Source organism: Emticicia soli, from assembly GCF_037860775.1.
Lineage (GTDB): Bacteria > Bacteroidota > Bacteroidia > Cytophagales > Spirosomataceae > Emticicia > Emticicia soli.
The window spans coordinates 346,699-369,005 of sequence record NZ_JBBEWC010000004.1 but is presented as its reverse complement, the minus strand read 5'-3'; the positions used below and the strand labels follow the sequence as shown (position 1 = coordinate 369,005).

General features: G+C 40.5%; 12 protein-coding genes. 7 read left to right on the top strand and 5 right to left on the bottom strand.

Annotation, left to right across the window (positions count from 1 at the left end):
* Positions 1–100 precede the first annotated feature (100 nt).
* Both WAE64_RS07280 and WAE64_RS07275 read left to right on the top strand, forming a co-directional pair.
* Complete coding sequence (locus WAE64_RS07280; RefSeq protein WP_340235592.1) at positions 101–1,996, top strand: tetratricopeptide repeat protein; 1,896 nt, start codon at positions 101–103, stop codon at positions 1,994–1,996.
* Positions 1,997–2,101: 105 nt separating this feature from the next.
* Positions 2,102–2,500, top strand: a complete 399-nt coding sequence (locus WAE64_RS07275) for a MerC domain-containing protein (protein ID WP_340235591.1) — start codon at positions 2,102–2,104, stop codon at positions 2,498–2,500.
* Here the strand turns inward: WAE64_RS07275 and WAE64_RS07270 are convergent, their stop codons facing one another.
* Positions 2,501–2,851, bottom strand: coding sequence for a hypothetical protein (locus WAE64_RS07270; protein WP_340235590.1), 351 nt, complete (start codon positions 2,849–2,851; stop codon positions 2,501–2,503).
* Positions 2,852–2,940: 89 nt separating this feature from the next.
* Positions 2,941–3,297 (bottom strand): hypothetical protein, encoded by a 357-nt coding sequence (locus WAE64_RS07265; protein ID WP_340235589.1) that lies wholly within the window; start codon positions 3,295–3,297, stop codon positions 2,941–2,943.
* Between the two features lie 313 nt (positions 3,298–3,610).
* Here WAE64_RS07265 and WAE64_RS07260 point away from each other — a divergent pair, with 313 nt between their 5' ends.
* Positions 3,611–4,051: a thioredoxin family protein gene (locus WAE64_RS07260; protein WP_340235588.1), complete on the top strand. Its 441-nt coding sequence runs from the start codon at positions 3,611–3,613 to the stop codon at positions 4,049–4,051.
* 116 nt (positions 4,052–4,167) lie between these two features.
* Here WAE64_RS07260 and WAE64_RS07255 read toward each other — a convergent pair whose 3' ends face one another.
* A complete protein-coding gene (locus WAE64_RS07255) occupies positions 4,168–5,373 on the bottom strand; it encodes an RsmB/NOP family class I SAM-dependent RNA methyltransferase (RefSeq protein WP_340235587.1) in 1,206 nt (401 codons plus the stop codon).
* A gap of 524 nt (positions 5,374–5,897) precedes the next feature.
* Here WAE64_RS07255 and rpoB point away from each other — a divergent pair.
* The 3 genes from rpoB to WAE64_RS07240 all read left to right on the top strand — a co-directional run bounded on the left by rpoB (position 5,898) and on the right by WAE64_RS07240 (position 15,013).
* The gene (rpoB, locus tag WAE64_RS07250; protein ID WP_379976617.1) at positions 5,898–9,755 is read left to right on the top strand and encodes a DNA-directed RNA polymerase subunit beta; all 3,858 of its coding nucleotides are present in this window, start codon (positions 5,898–5,900) and stop codon (positions 9,753–9,755) included.
* 85 nt (positions 9,756–9,840) lie between these two features.
* Entirely contained in the window at positions 9,841–14,157 is a 4,317-nt protein-coding gene (rpoC, locus tag WAE64_RS07245; protein ID WP_340235585.1) for a DNA-directed RNA polymerase subunit beta', read from the top strand.
* 295 nt (positions 14,158–14,452) lie between these two features.
* Positions 14,453–15,013, top strand: coding sequence for a fasciclin domain-containing protein (locus WAE64_RS07240; protein ID WP_340235584.1), 561 nt, complete (start codon positions 14,453–14,455; stop codon positions 15,011–15,013).
* A 97-nt stretch (positions 15,014–15,110) separates the two neighbouring features.
* On the opposite strand, the gene WAE64_RS07235 is transcribed toward WAE64_RS07240, so the two are convergent.
* Positions 15,111–15,614 carry a methylated-DNA--[protein]-cysteine S-methyltransferase gene (locus tag WAE64_RS07235; RefSeq protein ID WP_340235583.1) on the bottom strand — a complete coding sequence of 168 codons (504 nt, stop codon included), beginning with the start codon at positions 15,612–15,614 and terminating at the stop codon, positions 15,111–15,113.
* 139 nt (positions 15,615–15,753) lie between these two features.
* Positions 15,754–19,074, bottom strand: coding sequence for a preprotein translocase subunit SecA (secA, locus tag WAE64_RS07230; protein ID WP_340235582.1), 3,321 nt, complete (start codon positions 19,072–19,074; stop codon positions 15,754–15,756).
* 309 nt (positions 19,075–19,383) lie between these two features.
* Here secA and WAE64_RS07225 point away from each other — a divergent pair, with 309 nt between their 5' ends.
* Positions 19,384–22,305 (top strand): FAD-binding and (Fe-S)-binding domain-containing protein, encoded by a 2,922-nt coding sequence (locus WAE64_RS07225; protein WP_340235581.1) that lies wholly within the window; start codon positions 19,384–19,386, stop codon positions 22,303–22,305.
* Positions 22,306–22,307 lie beyond the last annotated feature (2 nt).

Here is a 22,307-nt window from a genome sequence, read left to right as displayed (position 1 = left end):
GAGTAAAGGTGAGCATTTTAATAGTGCTCACCTTTTTTTGTTTTGTAGAATTGGCAAAGAAATTGTTATCTTCGCTACGAGATTCCAAATAGTATTAATTATGGCTAAAAATAAACAAAGACCTAATCAAAGCACTCCTCCCCAAGCAACAAAACCAAAATCAGTAGCAGCTACACTTCCCAATCAGTCGGCAGATAACAGTTTTTCATTAAATCCCGTTGTAGCATCTATCATTATTGGCGTAGCAGTTTTAATTTCGTTCTGGGCCGGATTCTCAAATGATTTTGTGTTGTGGGATGATAACATGTATGTTACCGATAACATCATGGTACAAAACCCTACTTTTGCCAACCTGATTCGTCTATTAGGTGTTGAAAGCGCCCTGAACTACCATCCGGTTACAATGGCAAGTTTATGGCTCAATTCGGCTTTATTTGGTAAAGGAGCAGCGTCGTTTATAGTAGTGAATACGCTTATACATTTAGCCAATACTTTGCTTATTTTCAAGTTTACCCGTCAACTAACCAAAGATAATATACTGGTGAGTTTTCTGGTGGCGCTTTTCTGGGGTATTCACCCAATGCACGTCGAGTCGGTTACGTGGATAGCAGAGCGCAAAGACGTGCTATACACTTTGTTTTTCTTCTTGGCTTGTATTCATTATGTAAAATATTTAGAGCAAAACCAGCGCAAATTCTATATCTATTGTTTTGTTTTCTTTGTGCTCTCTTGCTTATCAAAAGCCATGGCGGTGGTATTACCTTTGGTTTTATTGCTGATAGATTATTGGTTCGATAGAGGCTTTATTACAGTTAAAAATATTACTTCAAAACTACCGTTCTTCATCGTTGCTTTGTTGATTGGTGCTTTAGCTGTGCATATACAAGGTGGTGGTAATTTAGGCGGAAGAATCGAAAAAATGACAGCCGATGTAGCCATTGCCAATGTGTTTACAATGGGTACAAAACTGAAGTTCGGTTTTTATGGTTTTCTGGTTTATATCTTTAAAATGTTTGTGCCTATCAATCAGCATAATTTCTATGGGTATCCGGCTACCGACCAGTATAATGCCATTCAGTTTGTTACAGCACCTATCTGGGCCTTTATTATTCTTGGTTTAGGTGTGTTGGCTTATAAACGCCAGAAAGCCGTTTTCTTTGGTATTTTCTTTTTCTTTTTTACCATACTTTTGGTATTACAGTTCTTATCGGTAGGGGGAGCTATTCTAGCTGAGCGTTATGCTTATATTCCATATTTCGGAGGACTATTTGTGGTATTTTATGTGCTGAATCAGAAGGTACAAGCCAAGAATCTGATACTGGGAGGAAGTGCCATTGTAGCACTTATTTTTATGTACCTTACCTATAAGCAAACACTCACCTACAAAGACACGGGTACTTTATTTGCCAATTCTTACAAATATGAGCCAACATCGCCGGTTGTAAATGAGAACCTTGCTAACCATTACGGCCGCTCGGGTGAGATTAATAACGTACTGCTTTATGGCGAATATGCGCTTTCGAAAGGGGTAGATTCTTATGCTTTAAATGGTGCATTGGCTAATGCCTATTACCTGAAAGGAGATTATAAAAAGGCTTTGGATTTTTATCAGAAGAGCATCGATAAATCGCCGGAGCATCGCAAATTCATTGCTTATTATAACCGTGGTATAGCTAACCGTGATGCAGGTAATTTTGAGCAAGCAGCCAGCGATTTCACAACGGCAATGGATATGGGTGAAAACAAAACCGCTTACCTTGGTATGCGTGCTTTTGCTAACCTGAAAGCCAATAAGTTTAAAGAAGCTTATAATGATTATACCCGCATGATAGATTTGGGCATGTCGGTCGATACTGCTTATAACGATAGAGCCGTGGCGCGTTATAGTCTGGGTGATACTGAAGGAGCAATAAAAGATTTGAAAGAGGTAATGAAACGTAACCCAAACTACGTTGATGCGCGTAATAACCTGATAAAGTTAGGTGTGCAGCCATAAGGCTTGCAAGTATATTTTGCAGAATGAACTAAAACAATTGCAATGATGTTGCATAATTGTTGTATCTTTGTGTCATTGTTTCGGTGACACAATTTTTCATTATTTATGCGAAAAATATTCACTCATTATCATAATCTCAATAAAGTAGGTCTGTGGCTATCTATACTTTGCACAATTCATTGTCTTGCAATGCCATTTATACTTACTTCGTTGCCTTATTTGGGTAAAAATGCCATCAGCGAGCGTTCTGAAATTCTTCTCATTGCGGTTAGTGCGGGTTTGGCTATTTACTTGTTAAGAAAAGATTACAAGAATCATCATAATTCTACACCGCTTAGATTGCTTGTAGTAGCCTTAATCTTCAATGTTTTAGGTATTTTCTTTGTATCTCATACTTATGAAATGTTCTTCAACGTAACAGGTGGCTTATTAATGGCCTCGGCATACGGCCTTAACTGGTACTGGCACAAAAGAGCTTGCCATAGCCCTAATCATCAGCATTGATTAGAACTTGATGTCAAGTTTTAGAGAGCCTTTAGTATTATTCTGATGCTTGAAGATTATATCGCCCCAGTCAGCATATATATCAGAACTTCCAAGAGTATCGTTTACAATTCCGCTTTCTAAGACATAGACACGTTTTAAGACCAGGCTATCCGGGCGTTTCCCTTCTTTAAGAATTATAATACAATTATTTTGGATTTCTCCTTTGATAATAACTCTCATTTGAGTTGTGTAAGAACTTTTTCTCTTTATGCTAATTGTAGTATCTCTACCAGCATTTATGTTAAAGGATTGTGTGGAATTTTGGCAGCTTGTCAAAGTTAATAGCAAAAGTAAGTATTTGTTTCTCATAGAAAGCTTATAGTTTTTAACAGATAGCATCGGGCCTTAACTGGTACTGGCACAAAAGAGCTTGCCATAGTCCTAATCATCAGCATTGATTAGAACTTGACATTTAATTTTAGCTTCCCTTTACTAACATTTTGATGGTAATAGATTATATGGAAACTAGAGCCATAAAGGTCACCTAAACCTTGTTTGCAATCATTGTCGCCTTTTGATAAGTGAATATCTTTATATAGTCCATAATCTTGCTCATTAGGATGTCGCATACGAACCAAAGCATCGGCATTAATATTTCCAGTAACTTTAAGAATGGCTCCATCAGCATAACCTCTTTTCCATACAATAATAGTAGTATCTCTAGATGCGTCTATTTCTATATCTCTGGTTACTGGACCTGGATGCTCACACCCTGTAAGCAAGCCAATGAAAACTAGAATTATTAAATATCTCATTCCTTCATTAATTGTATTCCCACAATTGTAGATTCTTGTTGAAAGCGAGTCAAAATCATAATATACAATATTAACAAAAACGCTTGCTATTATCAATACGGAATGCCAAGATTGAAAAAGTATTTATAGCAGCATTTAATAGAATTACTAACATACAGATAGGCTAAATTTCAGAGAATAGTAGCATATCTTGAAACAAAACTTGATATATGAGGGGCTTATTTACAATAAATTCTGCTTTTTTTCAAGCCGAGAAACTAAATGTCAGGTTTTTATCGTTAATCTTGTATAAAATTTCAAATCTTTAATACTGATGAATAAAAAATTATTGCTTGCTACCCTTGGGCTATTATTTAGTTTGTCAACCTTTGCGCAACACGCCTCAACAGGAATCAAATTTGAAGAGAAAACTTCCTGGAAAGAAATCATAAAAAAAGCTAAGGCAGAGAAAAAACTTATTTTTATGGATGCCTACACAACTTGGTGTGGCCCGTGTAAAATGCTTCAGGCAAGAGTATTTCCTGATAAACAATTAGGCGAATTTTTCAACCAGAATTTTGTAAATGCTGCCATTGACATGGAAAGCGACGAAGGTATGAGATTGTCGAGTATCTACGAAGTAAAAGGGTATCCGACATTGTTTTTCATTGATCCTAACAATGGCAAGGTAGTAAAATCAATTTTAGGATATACAGAAATTGAGCAATTGCTAAGTACAGGCAAAAATGCCGCATCTAAAAAGAAAAGTATATAATTAACGATATTGGGAGAGTTGGCGATTGTGATGATTAAGAAAAATCCCAAACAAAAAGAGTAGCATTTCGGTGCTACTCTTCATTGTTTATAGGCATTTAGCAAATGGTATTGCCATTATTTTCGTTCAATCAACGCCATATAAAAGCCATCAAACCCATCAGTAGCAGGCGAAGTACGCTGCTCTTTTATTAACTTATATTCCGTATTCTGCACAAGAAACTTCTTTACTTGTTCCTCACTCTCTGAGGGCAAAATACTACATGTAGCATATACCATTTTCCCGCCATGTTTCAGCATTTTTGAATAATTGGTAATAATCTCGCTTTGTGTTTTTTTGATATTCTCCAGAAATTCCGGTTTGAGTTTCCATTTAGCATCGGGGTTGCGTCTTAGTACACCTAAGCCCGAGCAAGGTACATCTAAAAGTAGGCGGTCGGCGCTTTCTTTTAGTCTTTTAATGGTCTTGGCTTCTATCAACTTAGTTTCTACATTACCAATGCCATTGCGGCGGGCTCGTCTTTGTAGTTCTTGTAGTTTGTAATCTTCTACATCCATAGCAATAATGCGCCCTTTGTTTTCCATAAGCGTTGCTAAGTGGAGGGTTTTCCCTCCTGCACCAGCGCAGGCATCTATTACTCGCATACCGGGCTGTACTTCCAGAAAAGGGGCAATCAACTGGCTTCCGGCATCTTGTACTTCAAAAAGACCATTTTTAAAGGCTTCGGTCGAGAAAACGTTGGCTCTTTTCTGTAAAACCAAGGCATCAGTAACATCACTTACCGTGTCGGTTTCAATACCTATCTCTTGAAACTTACGGCGTAAATCAGCCGGATTGGTTTTGAGAGTATTGGTACGCAATACTACCGGAGCCTGTTTGTTCATGGCTTGTAGTTCTGCATTCCATTCTTCGCCTAGTTCCTGCTCACCGATGCTATCCATCCAGTCGGGTACTGATTCCTTTATCTTTCTGATTTGCTGTGCTTCTTCAAAGCGGGCTAAAATCTGTTTTTCGTTGATTTTCGCAAACTCCTGCCACACTGGTAGTTTATCGCCCTGCAAAATTCGCCATGCCGCAAACAATTGCCAGAATTGTGCTTCCTCGCTCACAGTGGTATCCGAAAGTTGCGTTACAAATTTCAATAGTCGCCACCAGCGCACAATCTCGTAGGTATTTTCAGCAATGAAGGCTCTATCACGGCTACCCCATTTCTTATTCGATTTCAACACATATTCAATTACTTTGTCGGCCTGTCGGTTTTCTACAAAAACCTGTTGAAGGGCATATACAATGGCTTCAACCAATACTCTATGGTATTTCATACTATTCTGGTATCTCTATCTTAAAAAACACAAAGGTCAGGCTTTTTTGTGGGATGAAGAAATGGAAAGGTGGATATTTGTGGCGCGAACTTCCAGTTCGGCGCAGATGGAGGGTGTTTTGTGTGTTTACTGCGAACTAAAAGTTCGCGCCACAAATCATTTACTGGCTTCTCTAAACAATGGAAATAGATTTGAAATCAGCATAATACAAAAATATTTCAAACAATCTACACATTTCTACAATAAATATTTGTTTTTTAAGTTGTTATTATATAATTTCGCACCTTATTTAGCGATACTCTCTTTAACAACGCTTATCATTATGAGATTTTTGTCCGATACACAACACGTTTTCCGTAGGGCGGTTGCACAGGGCCAATTATCTTCTTCACTACGAAATATATATTTTCAGCTTGTTTGTTAGCATAAGTAAATTGGCTCTTTGTTCAGGAGTACGAGCCCGCTTGTCGCTTTAATTTAACAGCTTGTTTAAAAAAAATTATAAACTTAAAACTTTCAAAGCCTTGAGTCTGACAGTAAACGGTAGAAAAAGTTTTGCAACGGTTCACCCATCTGTAGATTATCCAGATTTTCTAGATGTGCAAGTGAGATCGTTCCAGGATTTCTTCCAGATTGACACACCAGCCGAAAGCCGCAAAAAAGAAGGGCTTTTCAATGTGTTTGCTGAAAACTTCCCAATCGCCGATTCTCGCGAGAACTATGTGTTGGAGTTTGTTGATTACACAATTGACCCACCAAAATACTCAGTTGATGAGTGTATTGACAGAGGTCTGACGTATGCTGTGCCTTTAAAAGCCAAATTACGTTTGATTTGTAACGACGCCGACAACGAAGATTTCGAGACCATCGAGCAGGAGGTATTCTTAGGTAATATTCCTTATATGAACGAAAGAGGTTCTTTCGTTATCAATGGTGCCGAGCGTGTTATTGTATCACAATTACACCGTTCGCCGGGTGTATTCTTCTCTATGAGCAAGCATACAAACGGTACAAAGTTATACTCTGCACGTGTAATCCCGATGAAGGGTTCATGGATTGAGTTCTCGACCGACGTTAACAACGTGATGTATGCTTACATCGACCGTAAGAAAAAATTCCCTGTAACTACGTTGCTTCGTGCCATTGGTTTTGGTTCTGATAAAGAAATCCTTAACCTGTTTGGTCTTTCAGAAGAAATTCCGGGCACTAAAGAAGCTTTAACAAAAGCTATCGGTCGTCGTCTGGCTGCACGTGTTCTTAGAACATGGACTGAGGACTTCGTAGATGAAGATACAGGTGAGGTTGTATCAATTGACCGTAACGAGGTAATCTTAGAGCGTGACTCTATTATTTCGGAAGGAGATATTACTACAATTTTGAATACAGAGCAAAAATCGGTGATCTTACACCGTGAAGATGCCAACGTATCTGAATTTAACATTATCTATAATACATTACAACGCGATAGCTCAAACTCTGAAAAAGAGGCGGTTGAGCAAATCTATCGCCAGCTACGTAACACCGAAGCACCTGACGAAGCAACAGCCCGTGAGATTATTCAAGGTTTGTTCTTCTCTGACAAACGTTATGATTTAGGAGAAGTAGGTCGCTACCGTGTAAATACAAAACTTGCGCTAACAACACCATTAGAAACAGGGGTATTAACCACTGAAGATATTGTTGAAATCGTTAAGTTCTTAATCAGCCTTATCAACTCAAAGGCAGTAGTCGATGATATCGACCACTTGTCAAATCGTCGTGTGCGTACCGTAGGCGAGCAATTATACGCTCAGTTTGGCGTAGGGTTGGCTCGTATGGCCCGTACTATCAAAGAACGTATGAACGTTCGTGATAATGAAGATTTCAAACCAGTTGATTTGATTAATGCCCGTACGCTTTCGTCGGTTATTAACTCATTCTTTGGTACTAACCAGCTATCACAGTTTATGGACCAAACCAACCCATTGGCCGAGATTACGCACAAACGTCGTATGTCAGCCCTTGGACCAGGAGGTTTGAGCCGTGAGCGTGCAGGTTTCGAGGTTCGTGACGTTCACTATACCCACTATGGCCGTTTGTGTACGATCGAAACACCAGAGGGACCAAACATTGGTTTGATTTCATCACTTTGTACGTATGCCAAAATCAATGGTATGGGCTTTATTGAAACGCCATATCTGAAAATTGAAGATGGTAAACTAACCAAAGAGCTTGTATATCTTACTGCCGAAGAAGAAGATGGTAAAAATATTGCCATGGCAACGGCAGACGTAGATAAAGATGGTAATTTCTTGGTAGATACATTGAAATGTCGTTATGAAGGGGACTTCCCGATGAAAACGCCAGATTCAATCGACTACATGGATATTGCCTCAAACCAGATTGTATCGGTAGCAGCTTCGTTGATTCCTTTCATTGAACACGATGATGCCAACCGTGCCTTGATGGGCTCTAACATGCAACGCCAGGCCGTACCATTGTTACGCCCTGAAGCTCCGATTGTAGGTACAGGTCTTGAAGGCCGTCTGGCTCGTGACTCTCGTACCCTTGTAGTAGCAGAAGAAGATGGTGTAATTGAGTTTGTTGATGCTAACGTAATTAAGGTTCGTTATAACTGGACAAAAGAGCAATCTTTGGTTAGTTTCGATACAAACCTTACTACTTATGAGCTAATCAAACACCGCCGTACCAACCAGGATACTTGTATCAACATCCGTCCGATTGTATTGAAAGGACAGGAAGTGAAAAAAGGACAGATTCTGGTAGAAGGTTATGCAACACAAGGTGGAGAACTTGCACTAGGCCGTAACCTTGTGGTTGCCTTCATGCCTTGGCAAGGATACAACTTTGAGGATGCAATCGTAATATCTGAAAGAGTAGTACGTGAAGATATTTTCACTTCTATCCACATTGAAGAGTACGAACTTGAAGTACGTGATACCAAACGTGGTGAAGAAGAATTAACGGCTGAGATTCCGAACGTTTCGGAAGAAACTGTTAAGAACCTTGACGAAAACGGTATCGTACGCACTGGTACACGAGTAAAAGAAGGAGATATTCTGATTGGTAAGATTACACCAAAAGGTGAGTCAGACCCAACACCGGAAGAAAAACTATTACGTGCGATCTTTGGTGACAAAGCCGGCGACGTGAAAGATGCTTCGAAAAAAGCACCACCATCAATGGACGGTGTGATTATTGATACAAAATTATTCTCTCGCCCTAGTAAAGAAGAGCGTTCGAAACACAAAGACGAGCTTAAAGCTTTGATGAAAAAACACAGCAGAGCCTTACTTGAATTGCGTGAAAGAATGCTTGATAAAATGGTAGAATTGCTAGATGGCAAAACTACTGTGGGTGTGAAACATAAATTTGGTGATGAGTTGATATCGAAAGGCGTGAAATTCAACCGTTCGAATATTACCAACAACTTATTCCCGGATAAAAACAATTATGTTGACGAAAGCCAATATAACGTACCAGAAGAAGTAAACCTTTTAGGTGATGTGATTCTGGATGGTTGGACAGAAGACCTTGCGCTTAACAAACTGATAGTTGCACTATGTAAAAACTATCTGGCTCGTCGTAGCGAAGTAATCGGTCGTTTCAAACGTGAGCGTTTTGTATTAGAAGTTGGAGACGAACTACCTGCAGGTATCGTGAAATTGGCGAAAGTATATATTGCTAAAAAACGTAAACTAAAAGTAGGTGATAAAATGGCGGGTCGTCACGGAAACAAAGGGGTTGTTGCCCGTATTGTACGCGATGAAGACATGCCATTCTTAGCAGACGGAACAACAATGGATATCGTATTGAATCCACTTGGGGTACCTTCTCGTATGAACATCGGACAGCTTTATGAGGTTGTATTAGGTTTAGCAGGTCGTAAATTAGGTCGTAAATATGCTACACCAATCTTTGATGGTGCTACTGAAGCAGAAGTATCAGCAGAGTTGGCAGAAGCAGGATTACCACCGTTTGGTCGTTCGCAACTATACAACGGATTAACTGGTGAGCCATTCGACCAAAAAGTAACCGTAGGTATCATGTATATGATGAAACTGGGCCACTTGGTTGATGATAAAATGCACGCCCGTTCGATCGGACCATACTCACTTATTACGCAACAGCCACTTGGTGGTAAAGCACAATTTGGTGGTCAGCGTTTCGGAGAGATGGAGGTGTGGGCACTAGAAGCATTCGGTGCATCGCATATTCTACAAGAAATCCTGACGGTTAAGTCTGATGACGTGGTGGGCCGTGCGAAAGCATACGAAGCCATCGTAAAAGGCGAAAACCTACCAAAAGCTAATATCCCTGAGTCGTTCAACGTATTAGTACACGAGCTAAGAGGTTTAGCATTAGAGATTACCTTGCAATAAGCAAAAACAATAGGCGTGTCTTGATTGAGAAATTGAGACACGCCAAGATTTTAAAAAATCATTTTCACATCAATCATACTTGAAAATGTCTTTAAAGAAAAATAAAAAACTTAATAGCGACTTCAACAGCATCACCATTAGTTTGGCTTCACCGGAGTCAATCCTGGAGAGCTCGTTTGGAGAAGTAACACAACCGGAGACGATCAACTACCGTACCTACAAACCAGAGATGGGCGGTTTGTTTTGTGAGCGTATTTTCGGACCTGTGAAAGACTGGGAATGCCACTGTGGTAAATACAAACGTATTCGCTACAAAGGTATTATCTGCGACCGTTGCGGGGTTGAAGTAACCGAGAAAAAGGTACGTCGCGAGCGCATGGGGCACATCGAATTAGTTGTGCCGGTTGCACATATCTGGTATTTCCGTAGTTTACCAAACAAAATCGGGTATTTGTTAGGAATGTCGTCGAAGAAACTCGACCAAATTATTTACTACGAACGATACGTGGTTGTTCAACCTGGTATCAAAGGCGAAGACGGTATCTCGGCTAACGACTTCCTTACAGAAGAAGAGTATCTTGACATTGTTGATAAACTGCCAAGAGAAAACCAGATGCTTGACGATAAAGACCCGAATAAATTTATCGCCAAAATGGGTGCAGAGGCATTAGAAATGATGCTTTCTCGTATCAAACTAGATGAGTTATCTTACGATTTACGCCACGCTGCGGCAACTGATACTTCTCAACAACGTAAAGCTGAAGCTTTGAAACGTTTGAAAGTAGTAGAGGCTTTGCGTGATGCCAACACACGTATCGAAAACAAACCTGAGTGGATGGTTATCCGCATGGTTCCGGTTATTCCACCAGAATTGCGTCCGCTTGTACCGCTAGATGGTGGTCGTTTCGCAACTTCTGACTTGAACGACCTTTACCGTCGTGTGATTATCCGTAACAACCGTTTGAAACGTTTGTTGGAAATCAAAGCGCCTGAGGTAATCTTACGTAACGAAAAACGTATGTTACAAGAGGCTGTCGATTCATTGTTCGACAACTCACGTAAAGTAAACGCTGTTCGTTCAGAAGGTAACCGTGCTTTGAAATCCCTTTCAGATATGTTGAAAGGTAAACAAGGCCGTTTCCGCCAAAACTTATTAGGTAAACGTGTTGACTACTCTGGTCGTTCGGTAATCGTTGTAGGCCCTGAGTTAAAACTACACGAGTGTGGTTTGCCTAAAGATATGGCTGCTGAGTTGTTTAAACCATTTATTATCAGAAAACTGATTGAGCGTGGAATCGTGAAAACAGTAAAATCTGCTAAGAAAATAGTTGACAGAAAAGACGCCGTAGTTTGGGATATTCTTGAAAATGTTTTGAAAGGACACCCTGTTCTTCTAAACCGTGCCCCTACGCTTCACCGCTTGGGTATTCAGGCATTCCAACCTAAATTGGTTGAGGGTAAAGCTATCCAGTTACACCCGTTGGTTTGTACGGCCTTCAACGCCGACTTTGACGGTGACCAGATGGCGGTACACGTACCACTAGGGCAAGAGGCTATCATGGAGGCATCTATCTTGATGCTTGCTTCTCATAATATCCTTAACCCTGCCAACGGTGCACCTATTACTGTACCTTCTCAGGACATGGTATTGGGTCTTTATTACGTAACTAAAGGACGTAAATCGACTCCGGAACTTCCTGTTTTGGGTGATGGAATGACTTTCTACTCTGCAGAAGAAGTAATCATTGGTATGAATGAGGGTAAAGTTTCAAAACATGCCTACATTAAATGCCGTGTAAAAGTAAAAGACGAAAATGGTCAATTAGTTGATAAAGTAGTTGATACAGTAGCTGGTCGTATTCTTTTCAACCAATGTGTGCCTGAAGAAGTAGGTTATCTTGACGAATTATTGACTAAGAAAAAACTTCAACAGTTGATTGGTCGTGTATTCAAAGAAGCCGGATATGCCCGTACTGCGAAATTCCTTGATGATATCAAAGAACTAGGATACCAGACGGCCTTTAGAGGTGGTTTGTCTATCGGTTTGGATAACATCATCGTTCCGCCGGAAAAAACAAAACTAATCACCGATGCGAAAGCAGAGGTTGAAGAAGTTCAGAATAACTATATGTTTGGTATTATCACAGAGCGTGAGCGTTACAACCAGATTATCGACATCTGGGGCCGTGTAAACACCCGTATTCGTGAGGTACTATTGAAACAATTAGAAGCCGATCAAGGCGGTTTCAACCCAATCTACATGATGATGCACTCGGGTGCACGTGGTTCGCAAGAGCAGGTGCGTCAGTTGGGCGGTATGCGTGGATTGATGGCGAAACCACAGAAAAATATTCAAGGTTCGGTTGGTGAAATCATCGAAAACCCAATCTTGTCTAACTTCAAAGAAGGTCTTGACGTACTAGAGTACTTTATTTCTACACACGGTGCTCGTAAAGGTTTGGCCGATACAGCCTTGAAAACTGCCGATGCGGGTTATCTTACTCGTCGTTTACATGACGTTGCTCAAGACGTAGTAGTAAACGAAGAAGATTGCGGTACGCTACGTGGTATTCAAGTATCTGCTTTGAAAGACAATGAAGATATAGTTGAGCCTCTATCAGAGCGTATTTTGGGTCGTACATCAGTTTATGATATTATTGACCCACTTACGAAACAACTGATTATCAAATCAGGTGAAGAAATCACAGAAGAAATTGCTGCTCAGATAGATGAAACAGCTATTGAAACTGTAGAGATCCGCTCTGCATTAACTTGCGAAACTCAAACAGGTGTTTGTTCAAAATGTTACGGACGTAACCTTGCAACAGGCCGCATGGCTGACATGGGTGAAGCCGTGGGTGTAATTGCCTCACAATCAATTGGTGAGCCTGGTACACAGCTTACACTTCGTACATTCCACACAGGGGGTACTGCCCAAAACGTTGCTTCTGATGCGAGCATCAAAGCTAAGTTTGGTGGTGTTGTCCAACTTGAAGAGTTGCGTACTGTACCATCGGTTGACCGTGAAGGTAACGAGATTACTATCGTGTTGGGTCGTCGTGGTGAGATTCGTATCCTTGAAGAAGGTACAAACAATATCCTTATTACCAATAACGTACCTTATGGTGCTACTTTAGAGGTGAAAAATGGTGATGTTGTGAAAAAAGGAGATTCTCTTTGTCATTGGGACCAATTCAACGCCGTTATCCTTTCTGAGTTAGATGGTACTATCGAGTACGAAGCTATCGAAGAAAACATCACGTATAAAGAAGAGGCCGATGAGCAAACTGGTTTCCGTGATAAGGTAATCATCGAGTCGAAAGACCGTTCGAAAAACCCTGCTATCATTGTAAGAGTACCTGGTGGCGAAGAAGATAAAGCGTATAACTTACCTGTAATGGCTCGTCTGACTGTTGAAAATGGTCAGAAGATTAAAGCAGGTCAGGCATTAGCAAAAATCCCTCGTGCCATCAACATGAACCGTGACATTACGGGTGGTTTGCCTCGTGTAACCGAGTTATTTGAGGCTCGTAACCCGTCGAATCCTGCGGTTGTATCTGAAATTGATGGTATCACACAATATGGTTCGGTAAAACGTGGTAATCGTGAGATTTTCGTAGAAGCAAAAGACGGTGTTAAATTGAAATACATGGTACCTCTATCAAAATTGATTCTGGTACAAGATGGTGATTTCGTTTTAGCAGGTGACCCTCTATCAGACGGTGCCATTACACCAGCCGATATTCTACGAATCAAAGGGCCTACCGCCGTACAAGAATACTTAGTAAACGAGGTACAAGCCGTTTATCGCCAACAAGGGGTGAAGATTTCAGACAAACACATCGAGGTGATTGTACGCCAGATGATGCAAAAAGTTGAAATCGTTGATTCAGGAGATACATTATTCCTTGAATACCAAATGGTTGACAAATGGGTGGTACGTTTGGCTAACGACAAGATTATGGATAAAAAAGTGGTAATGGATGCAGGTGCTTCGGATAAATTCAAACCGGGTCAGATTATCACCTCTCGTGAGATGCGTGATGAGAACAGCCGTTTGAAACGTGCTGACTTAGCACAAATCCAGGTGCGTGATGCTATGCCGGCCGTATCTCGTCCGACGCTTCAAGGTATCACAACTGCTTCGTTAGGCACTGAATCATTCATTTCTGCGGCATCGTTCCAGGAAACCACTAAAGTATTGTCAGAAGCTGCTGTAAGAGGTAAGCGTGATATGCTTGAAGGTTTGAAAGAAAACGTTATCGTAGGGCACTTGATTCCTGCCGGAACAGGTAATCGTAAATACCAGAACATCATCGTTGGTAACAAAGCAGAATTGGAAGCTGCCGCTGAAAAACGCAAAGCACAAGATGCTGCCAAACAACGTAGAGAATATGTTTAATTGAATATAACAAGTAGGCGTTCAAAATTTTGAACACCTACTTTTATGATAAAGCCCTTATATCTTACCGATATAGGGGCTTTTGTTTTATGCTAGCCGAACGGACTTGTTTATACTTATTTCTTGTTTTTAGGCTATAGGGGAAAAAAATCTACACACTTTTTGGTGATTTTAATGCCGTTTTACAGCTTTTCTGCTAAAAATACCCATTTTATCATGCTGGAACAGTTTCTTTACTATTATTTGCGAGCATACTTTGCTTAAAAAATAAAGTATTCACAAAAATTTTACAGTCATGAAAACTATCTCATTATTATTAGCGTCTGCTTTGATTTCATTGGGGACGTTTGCGCAGGAAACAAGTGATACGAAAGTTACGGTTGGTGGTGCTGAAATGAGCTCTCATAAAAATTTGGTTTCGAATATTATGGAATCTAAAGACCACACAAAGCTTGTATCAGCAATTAAGTCGGCTGGTTTGGTAACAACGCTTCAAGGACCAGGCCCTTATACGGTTTTTGCGCCTACTAACGAAGCATTTATGAAGATTGGTGCTACACCATCTAAAGCAACCTTAACCAAGGTTTTGAAATACCATGTGATTGATGGTAAATGGGATTCTAACGATATTATGGCCGGTATCAACGGCAACAATGGTACGCTTTCAGTAAAAACTATGCAGGGTGGTACACTGAAATTTTCGATGAGTGGCGATAACCTGATAGTTACTGATGAAAATGGTATGACTGCCACAGTTACTACCAAAGATATTTATCAGAGTAATGGTATTACGCACGTAGTTGATACTGTATTGATGCCATACGATAGCAAAAAAACAGTAGCTAGTATGCAATAATTCGCTTTAAGCGATTAACAATATTGATAGCAGTAAAGGGTTGTTCGACAGCTTTTTACTGCTATTTTTGTTTTTGCTCTCTTTACTGCTAAACTTATTAAAATAAACTCAACTGCTCTTCTTTAGGTAAACTGCCTTCGTGGCGCAGCAGCCATTCTTTACGCCATAAGTCGCCACCATACCCAACCAGACTTTTGTCAGAACCTATTACTCTATGGCATGGCAGAATAATTGTGAGTGGATTGTTGCCATTAGCTACGCCAACGGCCCTGATAGCCTTTTCGTTGCCAATGATACGAGACAATTGGAGGTATGATATGGTCTTGCCATAAGGAATGCCTTTGAGGTTTTCCCAGACCATTTTCTGGAAATCAGTTCCTTGTGCTGCCAATGGTATATCAAAGTCTTTGAGTGTGCCCTTAAAGTAAGCGTCAAACTGCCTGATGCATTCTTCAATAATAGGTGAATTTTCAGGCGTTTCCTGCAACTGGCGGCTAGGCTTTTTCTGCGCTTCCCGAAAAAGCACGTGTGTGAGATGGGTATCAGTTGCTATTATTTCAAGAGCTCCCAACGGAGATTCATAGTGTTTGATGTACGTCATTTTGCTTGGCTGGCGAGAATTGTGGTTTTACCTTAAATGGGTATCTAATATACAGTTTTTTAGCTATTTAATGCTTTAAAACAAAAGAAGCCGCTAAAATTTAGCGACTTCCTAAGTATTCTATTTTACAAAATAGCTATCAATCAACCAACACAGCTTTACCGCTGATTACGTCTTCTTCTACGTGTTTGTATTTCACTTCACGTTTTACAGTACCATCTTTGTACTGAACACTTACACGTTGGTTACGGTCAGCAATTTTCTGCGCGCGTGCCGGTGTAACAGGCGCTGAACCTGAATCTCCGCTACCACCTTCTTCGTTTGCTTTATTGGTTTGTAATTTCGGTTTCTCTTCTTTTGGAGGCGCCAATTGCTGGAATCTTAACTCTACCACATTGGCTTTCATCAAGAAACTTACAGTATCGGCATTTACCTTGTTCAAGAAGTTTTTAAACAACTCTACGGCTTCAAACTTATAGATTAACAATGGGTCTTTTTGCTCATAAGAGGCATTCTGTACCGATTGTTTCAAGTCGTCCATATCACGTAGGTGTTCTTTCCACTCCTGGTCGATAACAGTTAAAGAAATATGTTTTTCTATCTCTTTAATCAACTCTCTACCATCGCTTTCTACGGCGTTTTTCAGGTTGCAATACAAACCAATGTTTTGCGTACCATCACCAATGATAGCAATGAAAGGCTCATCTACCAAAGCACGGCGGTCTTTCAATACATCAGATAATACCGGAACCATGTTGTTACGAATGGCTTCATTTTTGGCTTTGTATGTTCTTTCGGCTTGTTGGTAAAGGCGGTCTACTAATTTGCTGTTTCCTTTCGAGAACTCGTTGCGCTCAATTTCAGGTTTGATACCCAATTTCTGAATGCTACGAAGCTCAAACTCATCATAATTGCCCTCAGCGTTCATCACAATATCATTACAGGTATCATACATGATATTGGCAATATCAAGCGATAATCTGTCTCCAAAAAGGGCATTTTTACGACGTTTGTAGATAGTATCACGTTGGATATTCATTACGTCATCATATTCAATCAAACGCTTACGAGTACCAAAGTTGTTTTCTTCTACTTTCTTCTGTGCTCTTTCAATAGAGTTGGTAATCATTGAGTGTTGAATCACCTCGCCTTCTTCCATACCCATTCTATCCATTACTTTGGCGATACGGTCAGAACCGAACAAACGCATTAACTGGTCTTCTAATGAAACGAAGAATTGCGAAGTTCCCGGGTCGCCCTGACGACCAGCACGACCTCTCAACTGACGGTCAACACGACGAGAATCGTGGCGTTCGGTACCAATAATGGCCAAACCTCCGGCATTTTTACTTTCCGGTGTCAGCTTAATGTCAGTACCACGACCAGCCATGTTGGTTGCAATGGTAACAGTGCCAGGTTTTCCGGCTTCTGCTACAATGTCGGCCTCACGAGCGTGTTGCTTGGCATTCAATACCTGATGTGGTATTTTACGAAGCGTAAGCATTCTACTTAATATCTCTGAGTTTTCTACCGAAGTTGTACCAACTAATATTGGGCGGCCAATGCTTACCAATTGCACAATTTCATCAACAACAGCATTGTATTTTTCACGTACGGTTTTATAAACTTTATCTTCTTCGTCTTTACGGATAACAGTTCTGTTAGTAGGAATACTAACAACATCTAGCTTATATATTTTCCAGAACTCGCCTGCTTCTGTTTCGGCTGTACCCGTCATACCTGCTAGTTTGTGGTACATACGGAAGTAGTTCTGCAAGGTAATAGTAGCGTAAGTTTGTGTTGAGTCTTCTACTTTTACGTTTTCTTTAGCCTCAACCGCTTGGTGTAAACCATCTGACCAACGACGGCCGTCCATGATACGACCTGTTTGCTCGTCGACAATCATTACCTTATTGTCTAATACCACATACTCAACGTCTTTCTCGAACAAAGTATAGGCTTTTAACAATTGGTTTACAGCATGAATACGCTCGGCTTTTAACGAGTAATCCCGGATTACTTCGTCTTTTTTCAAGATTTTGTCTTGTTCTGGCAAATCAGATTTTTCGATAGCTGCCAGGTCAACACCTAAGTCAGGCATCAAGAAGAAGTTGTGGTCTTCGCCCTCACCTGTAATAAAGTCTAAACCTTTATCTGTAAGCTCAATTGAGTTATTTTTTTCTTCAATTGTAAAGAACAAAGGTGCATCGGCTTCAGGCATTAACTTCTGGTTTTCGGCCAGATACGTTGCTTCTGTTTCGTGCAATATTTGTCTCATACCTTGTTCTGACAAATACTTAATCAATGGTTTGTTTTTTGGTAAACCACGGAAGGCACGGAACAATGCCAAACCACCTTCTTTTTTGTTTCCGGCAGCAATTAGCTTTTTAGCCTCGTTAAGGTATGTATTAGTTAAAGCCTTTTGTGCCTCTACAATGCGTTGGATACGTGGTTTCAGAGATAAAAATAATTCTTCATCACCTGTGCGAGACATCGGCCCACTGATAATTAAAGGAGTACGGGCATCATCAACCAATACTGAGTCAACCTCATCGACCATTGCATAGTGGTGCTCACGTTGAACAAGCTCTTCCGGGTCGTTTACCATGTTATCACGTAGGTAGTCAAAACCAAATTCGTTGTTTGTACCATAAGTGATACCCGCTTGGTAAGCAGCTCGACGTGCAGCCGAATTGGCAGGATGTTTATCGATACAGTCGCAGGTAATGCCGTTAAATTCAAAAATAGGCCCCATCCACTCAGAGTCACGACGAGCAAGGTAATCGTTCACCGTTACGATGTGTACGCCTTTGCCAGCCAATGCATTCAAAAATGCAGGGAAAGTAGCCACAAGGGTTTTACCTTCACCGGTTGCCATCTCGGCAATTTTACCTTTATGAAGCGCCGCACCGCCTATAATCTGTACATCGTAGTGCACCATGTTCCAGGTAAGCATATTACCTGCTGCTAACCACTGGTTTTGCCAGATGGCCTTATCGCCTTCAATTCTGATATGGCCTTTTTTCATGGCCAATTCACGGTCGAGGTGAGAAGCAGTAACAACTATTTCGGTATTTTCAGTGAAACGGCGGGCTGTTTCTTTTACTATAGCAAATGCTTTTGGTAAAATCTCAAGAAGCACTACTTCTAATTCTTTATTTCTATCAAGTTTTAACGAGTCAATTTGTCTGAAAGACGCTTCTTTTTCATCAACCTGCATATCAGGATTCTGATTAATGTTTTCTTTCAGTTGATTAATTTGCTCGTCGATATGAGAAAGTTTCTGTGCAATGTAATCTTGTAGTTCCTTTGTTTTGGCACGGAACTCGTCGTTGGTAAGACTCTGTAATTTGGCAAATTCTTCATTTGTCAGTTTTACATAAGGTTGTAGTTCCTTATTATCTTTATCAGACTTTGTGCCAAAAATCTGTGTAATCCCCTTGGTTAAAAAATTTAACATTTGTATATCTAGTTCTTAATTTCGTATTGCGTATGTGTAATCTTACTGTCAAATACCTTTCCAAATTTGCCAAGTCTGCCATTTTGTCAAACTTTAATTGATTGATTGTTAAGGTTTTCTATTTTTAAGGCTGCAAATTTACGCTTTTATGACAGTTAAATAACAACAAAAGTAGGGGAATATTGTTAATAATTGTTTGCTTAATGAGGGAATCCTGAAATTTTAAAGTTTATTTAATGCATTTCTTTTTCGATACTTAGCAAATCTGCCTTTTCTTCCTCAAATTTGAAATCAAAAAAACAAAACCCAATGTTTGAGTCATTGCTGAAAGATTTTGAGGGAGAATTATACTTCAGAAATACAACTACCGACGAGGCTGTGAGAACTGTATATGCAACCGATGCCTCAGTTTATCAGGAGAAGCCCCTTGCCGTGGCACTTCCTGAAATTATACGTGATATTAAAAAACTGATACAGTTTGCTAATGCTAATGAGCTTACCTTGATTCCACGTGCAGCCGGAACTTCTTTGGCAGGGCAGGTTGTGGGTACAGGATTAGTGGTTGATATTTCGAAAAACTTTACGAGTATCATAGAAGTAAATCGTGAAGAAAAATGGGTAAGAGTACAGCCGGGCGTAATTCGAGACGACCTTAACGCTTACCTAAAACCTTATGGCTTGATGTTTGGGCCGGAAACCTCAACTTCGAGCCGTGCTATGATTGGCGGAATGATAGGTAACAATTCATGCGGCCTACATTCTATTATATGGGGAGCAACCAGAGATAATTTGCTTGAAGTTAAAGCACTATTATCAGACGGTAGCGAGGTTGTTTTTGGGCCGATAAATGCCAATGAACTGAAAGCAAAATGCCAGCTAAACACAAAAGAAGGAGAGGTTTACCGAGAGTTAATAGCTTTAATTGATAATCAGGAAAACCAGGAGGCTATCAGAAACGGATTCCCTAAAAAGAGCATTGCTCGCCGGAATACAGGCTATGCCCTTGATGTGATTGAGGAAATGTACAAGTTTGAAGAGGGCAAGCTATTTAATTTGAGTAGCCTGATAGCAGGGTCGGAGGGAACGCTTTGCTTTGTAACAGAAGCCAAACTGAAACTGCTCGATTTACCACCGAGCGAAGTAGGCATGGTAGCGGTACATACCGTTAGTTTGCACGAAGCCCTATTGGCAAACCTGATTGCATTGAAGCACAAATGCGCTGCCTCGGAGTTGGTAGATGATTTTATTATGGAATTTACCAAAACCAATATTGAGCAATCTAAAAACAGATTCTTTATAGAAGGTGGCCCAAAGGCGATTCTGATGGTAGAGTTTTTTGCCGAAACAGAAGCTGATTTAAGAGAAAAAGCCGACAATCTGATAGCAGAATTGAAAGCCAATCAGTTAGGGTATGCTTATCCGCTTTTGCTAAAAGATGATGCCAAAAAAGCATGGGATGTGCGCAAGGGAGGCTTAGGCTTATTAAGAAATTTGCCCGGAGATACGCAACCTGTAAACCTGATAGAAGATTGTGCGGTAGACGTAGAAGATTTACCTGCCTATATCGCCGAGTTGGAAGCATTACTGAAAAAGCATGAAGTGCAATACTCAATGTATGCCCACGCCGGAGCAGGTGAACTGCACGTTGAGCCTATGGTGAATCTGAAAACATCAGAGGGACGTGCTTTGTTTCGTACTATTCTGGCCGAAACGGCTGCTTTGGTAAAAAAATACGGCGGTTCGTTATCTGGTGAGCATGGAGATGGCCGCTTGAGAGGTGAGTTTATCCCATTTATGATGGGTGACAAAAACTATCAATTATTCAGGCGAGTAAAGCAGATTTTTGACCCTAAAGGCATATTTAATAAAGGAAAAATTGTAGATACGCCACCAATGAATGAATTTTTGCGCTACGAGGCCGATAAGGCTGTTCCTGTGCAAAAAACAATTTTTGATTTCTCAAAGCAAGAAAGTTTTTTGCGTCTGGCAGAAAAATGCAGTGGCTCGGGCGATTGCCGGAAAACAGAAATTACTGGTGGCACGATGTGCCCAAGTTATATGGCTACCCGAAGCGAAAGAGATACCACTCGAGCAAGGGCTAATATATTAAGGCAGTATCTAACAAGTAATGCCGACGCCAGAACTGTAAGTATGGACGAAACTAAAGAGATACTGGATTTATGTTTATCATGCAAAGCTTGTAAATCAGAGTGCCCATCAAGTGTTGATATTGCAAAGATGAAAGGAGAGTTTTTACAGCAATATTACGACAAGCAAGGCATACCTTTCCGCTCGAAACTGATAGGCAACTTTACTAAACAAATGCGTTTGGCAAGTATAGCTCCTTGGGGATATAACTTTATTTTCAAAACTGATTTTACCCGTCGGATAGCCAATCGGCTTGTGGGTTTTCACCCTGACCGCACCATGCCTTTGCTACATAGCCAGACTTTGCGAAGCTGGTTCAAAAACGCAAAGGAGGTAAAAGACTTTGCTTCAAGCAAAAAAGTATATCTGTTTTGTGATGAATTTACCGACTTTAATGATGTAGAAATCGGCAAAAAACTGATTCTGCTTTTACAAAAACTGGGGTATCAGGTAATAATTCCGAAGCATGTAGAAAGCGGGAGAACGTACCTGTCGAAAGGTATGATTCGTGAAGCGCAAAGCATTGCTGAGCAAAATGTAAATTTGCTGAAAGATTTGGTGAAAGACGAAACGCCTATTATTGGTATAGAGCCTTCGGCAATTCTGACACTGAAAGATGAATATCTGGAGCTTGTACCTAAGTATCTGCAAGAGGGAGCACAGCAGATAGCCAGCAATACTTTTATTTTTGAAGAATGGTTTGCTCGTGAAATTGATAGGGGTAATATTAACAAAGAGGCTTTTTCGTCAGAAAAGCGCTTAATAAAACTACACGGGCATTGCCATCAGAAGGCACTTTCGTCGCTTACGCCAAGTAAAAAGAGTTTGTCCTTACCTGCTAATTATGAAGTACACCTAATTCCATCAGGTTGTTGTGGCATGGCGGGGTCGTTTGGTTATGAAGCCGAGCATTATGATGTATCAATGAAAATAGGAGAGTTGGTACTTTTCCCGACTGTAAGAAAACAACCAGAAGATGTAATTATTGCCGCACCCGGTACAAGCTGCCGCCATCAGATAAAAGACGGAACAGGGCGCATTGCCAAGCATCCGGCTGAGATTTTGTATGATGCGTTGTTGTAGTA

Bases quoted from the DNA above. Each gene is read 5' to 3' on its own strand.
- WAE64_RS07280 (WP_340235592.1), top strand. From the start codon at position 101: ATGGCTAAAAATAAACAAAGACCTAATCAAAGCACTCCTCCCCAAGCA.
- WAE64_RS07275 (WP_340235591.1), top strand. From the start codon at position 2,102: ATGCGAAAAATATTCACTCATTATCATAATCTCAATAAAGTAGGTCTG.
- WAE64_RS07270 (WP_340235590.1), bottom strand. From the start codon at position 2,851: ATGAGAAACAAATACTTACTTTTGCTATTAACTTTGACAAGCTGCCAA.
- WAE64_RS07265 (WP_340235589.1), bottom strand. From the start codon at position 3,297: ATGAGATATTTAATAATTCTAGTTTTCATTGGCTTGCTTACAGGGTGT.
- WAE64_RS07260 (WP_340235588.1), top strand. From the start codon at position 3,611: ATGAATAAAAAATTATTGCTTGCTACCCTTGGGCTATTATTTAGTTTG.
- WAE64_RS07255 (WP_340235587.1), bottom strand. From the start codon at position 5,373: ATGAAATACCATAGAGTATTGGTTGAAGCCATTGTATATGCCCTTCAA.
- rpoC (WP_340235585.1), top strand. From the start codon at position 9,841: ATGTCTTTAAAGAAAAATAAAAAACTTAATAGCGACTTCAACAGCATC.
- WAE64_RS07240 (WP_340235584.1), top strand. From the start codon at position 14,453: ATGAAAACTATCTCATTATTATTAGCGTCTGCTTTGATTTCATTGGGG.
- WAE64_RS07235 (WP_340235583.1), bottom strand. From the start codon at position 15,614: ATGACGTACATCAAACACTATGAATCTCCGTTGGGAGCTCTTGAAATA.
- secA (WP_340235582.1), bottom strand. From the start codon at position 19,074: ATGTTAAATTTTTTAACCAAGGGGATTACACAGATTTTTGGCACAAAG.
- WAE64_RS07225 (WP_340235581.1), top strand. From the start codon at position 19,384: ATGTTTGAGTCATTGCTGAAAGATTTTGAGGGAGAATTATACTTCAGA.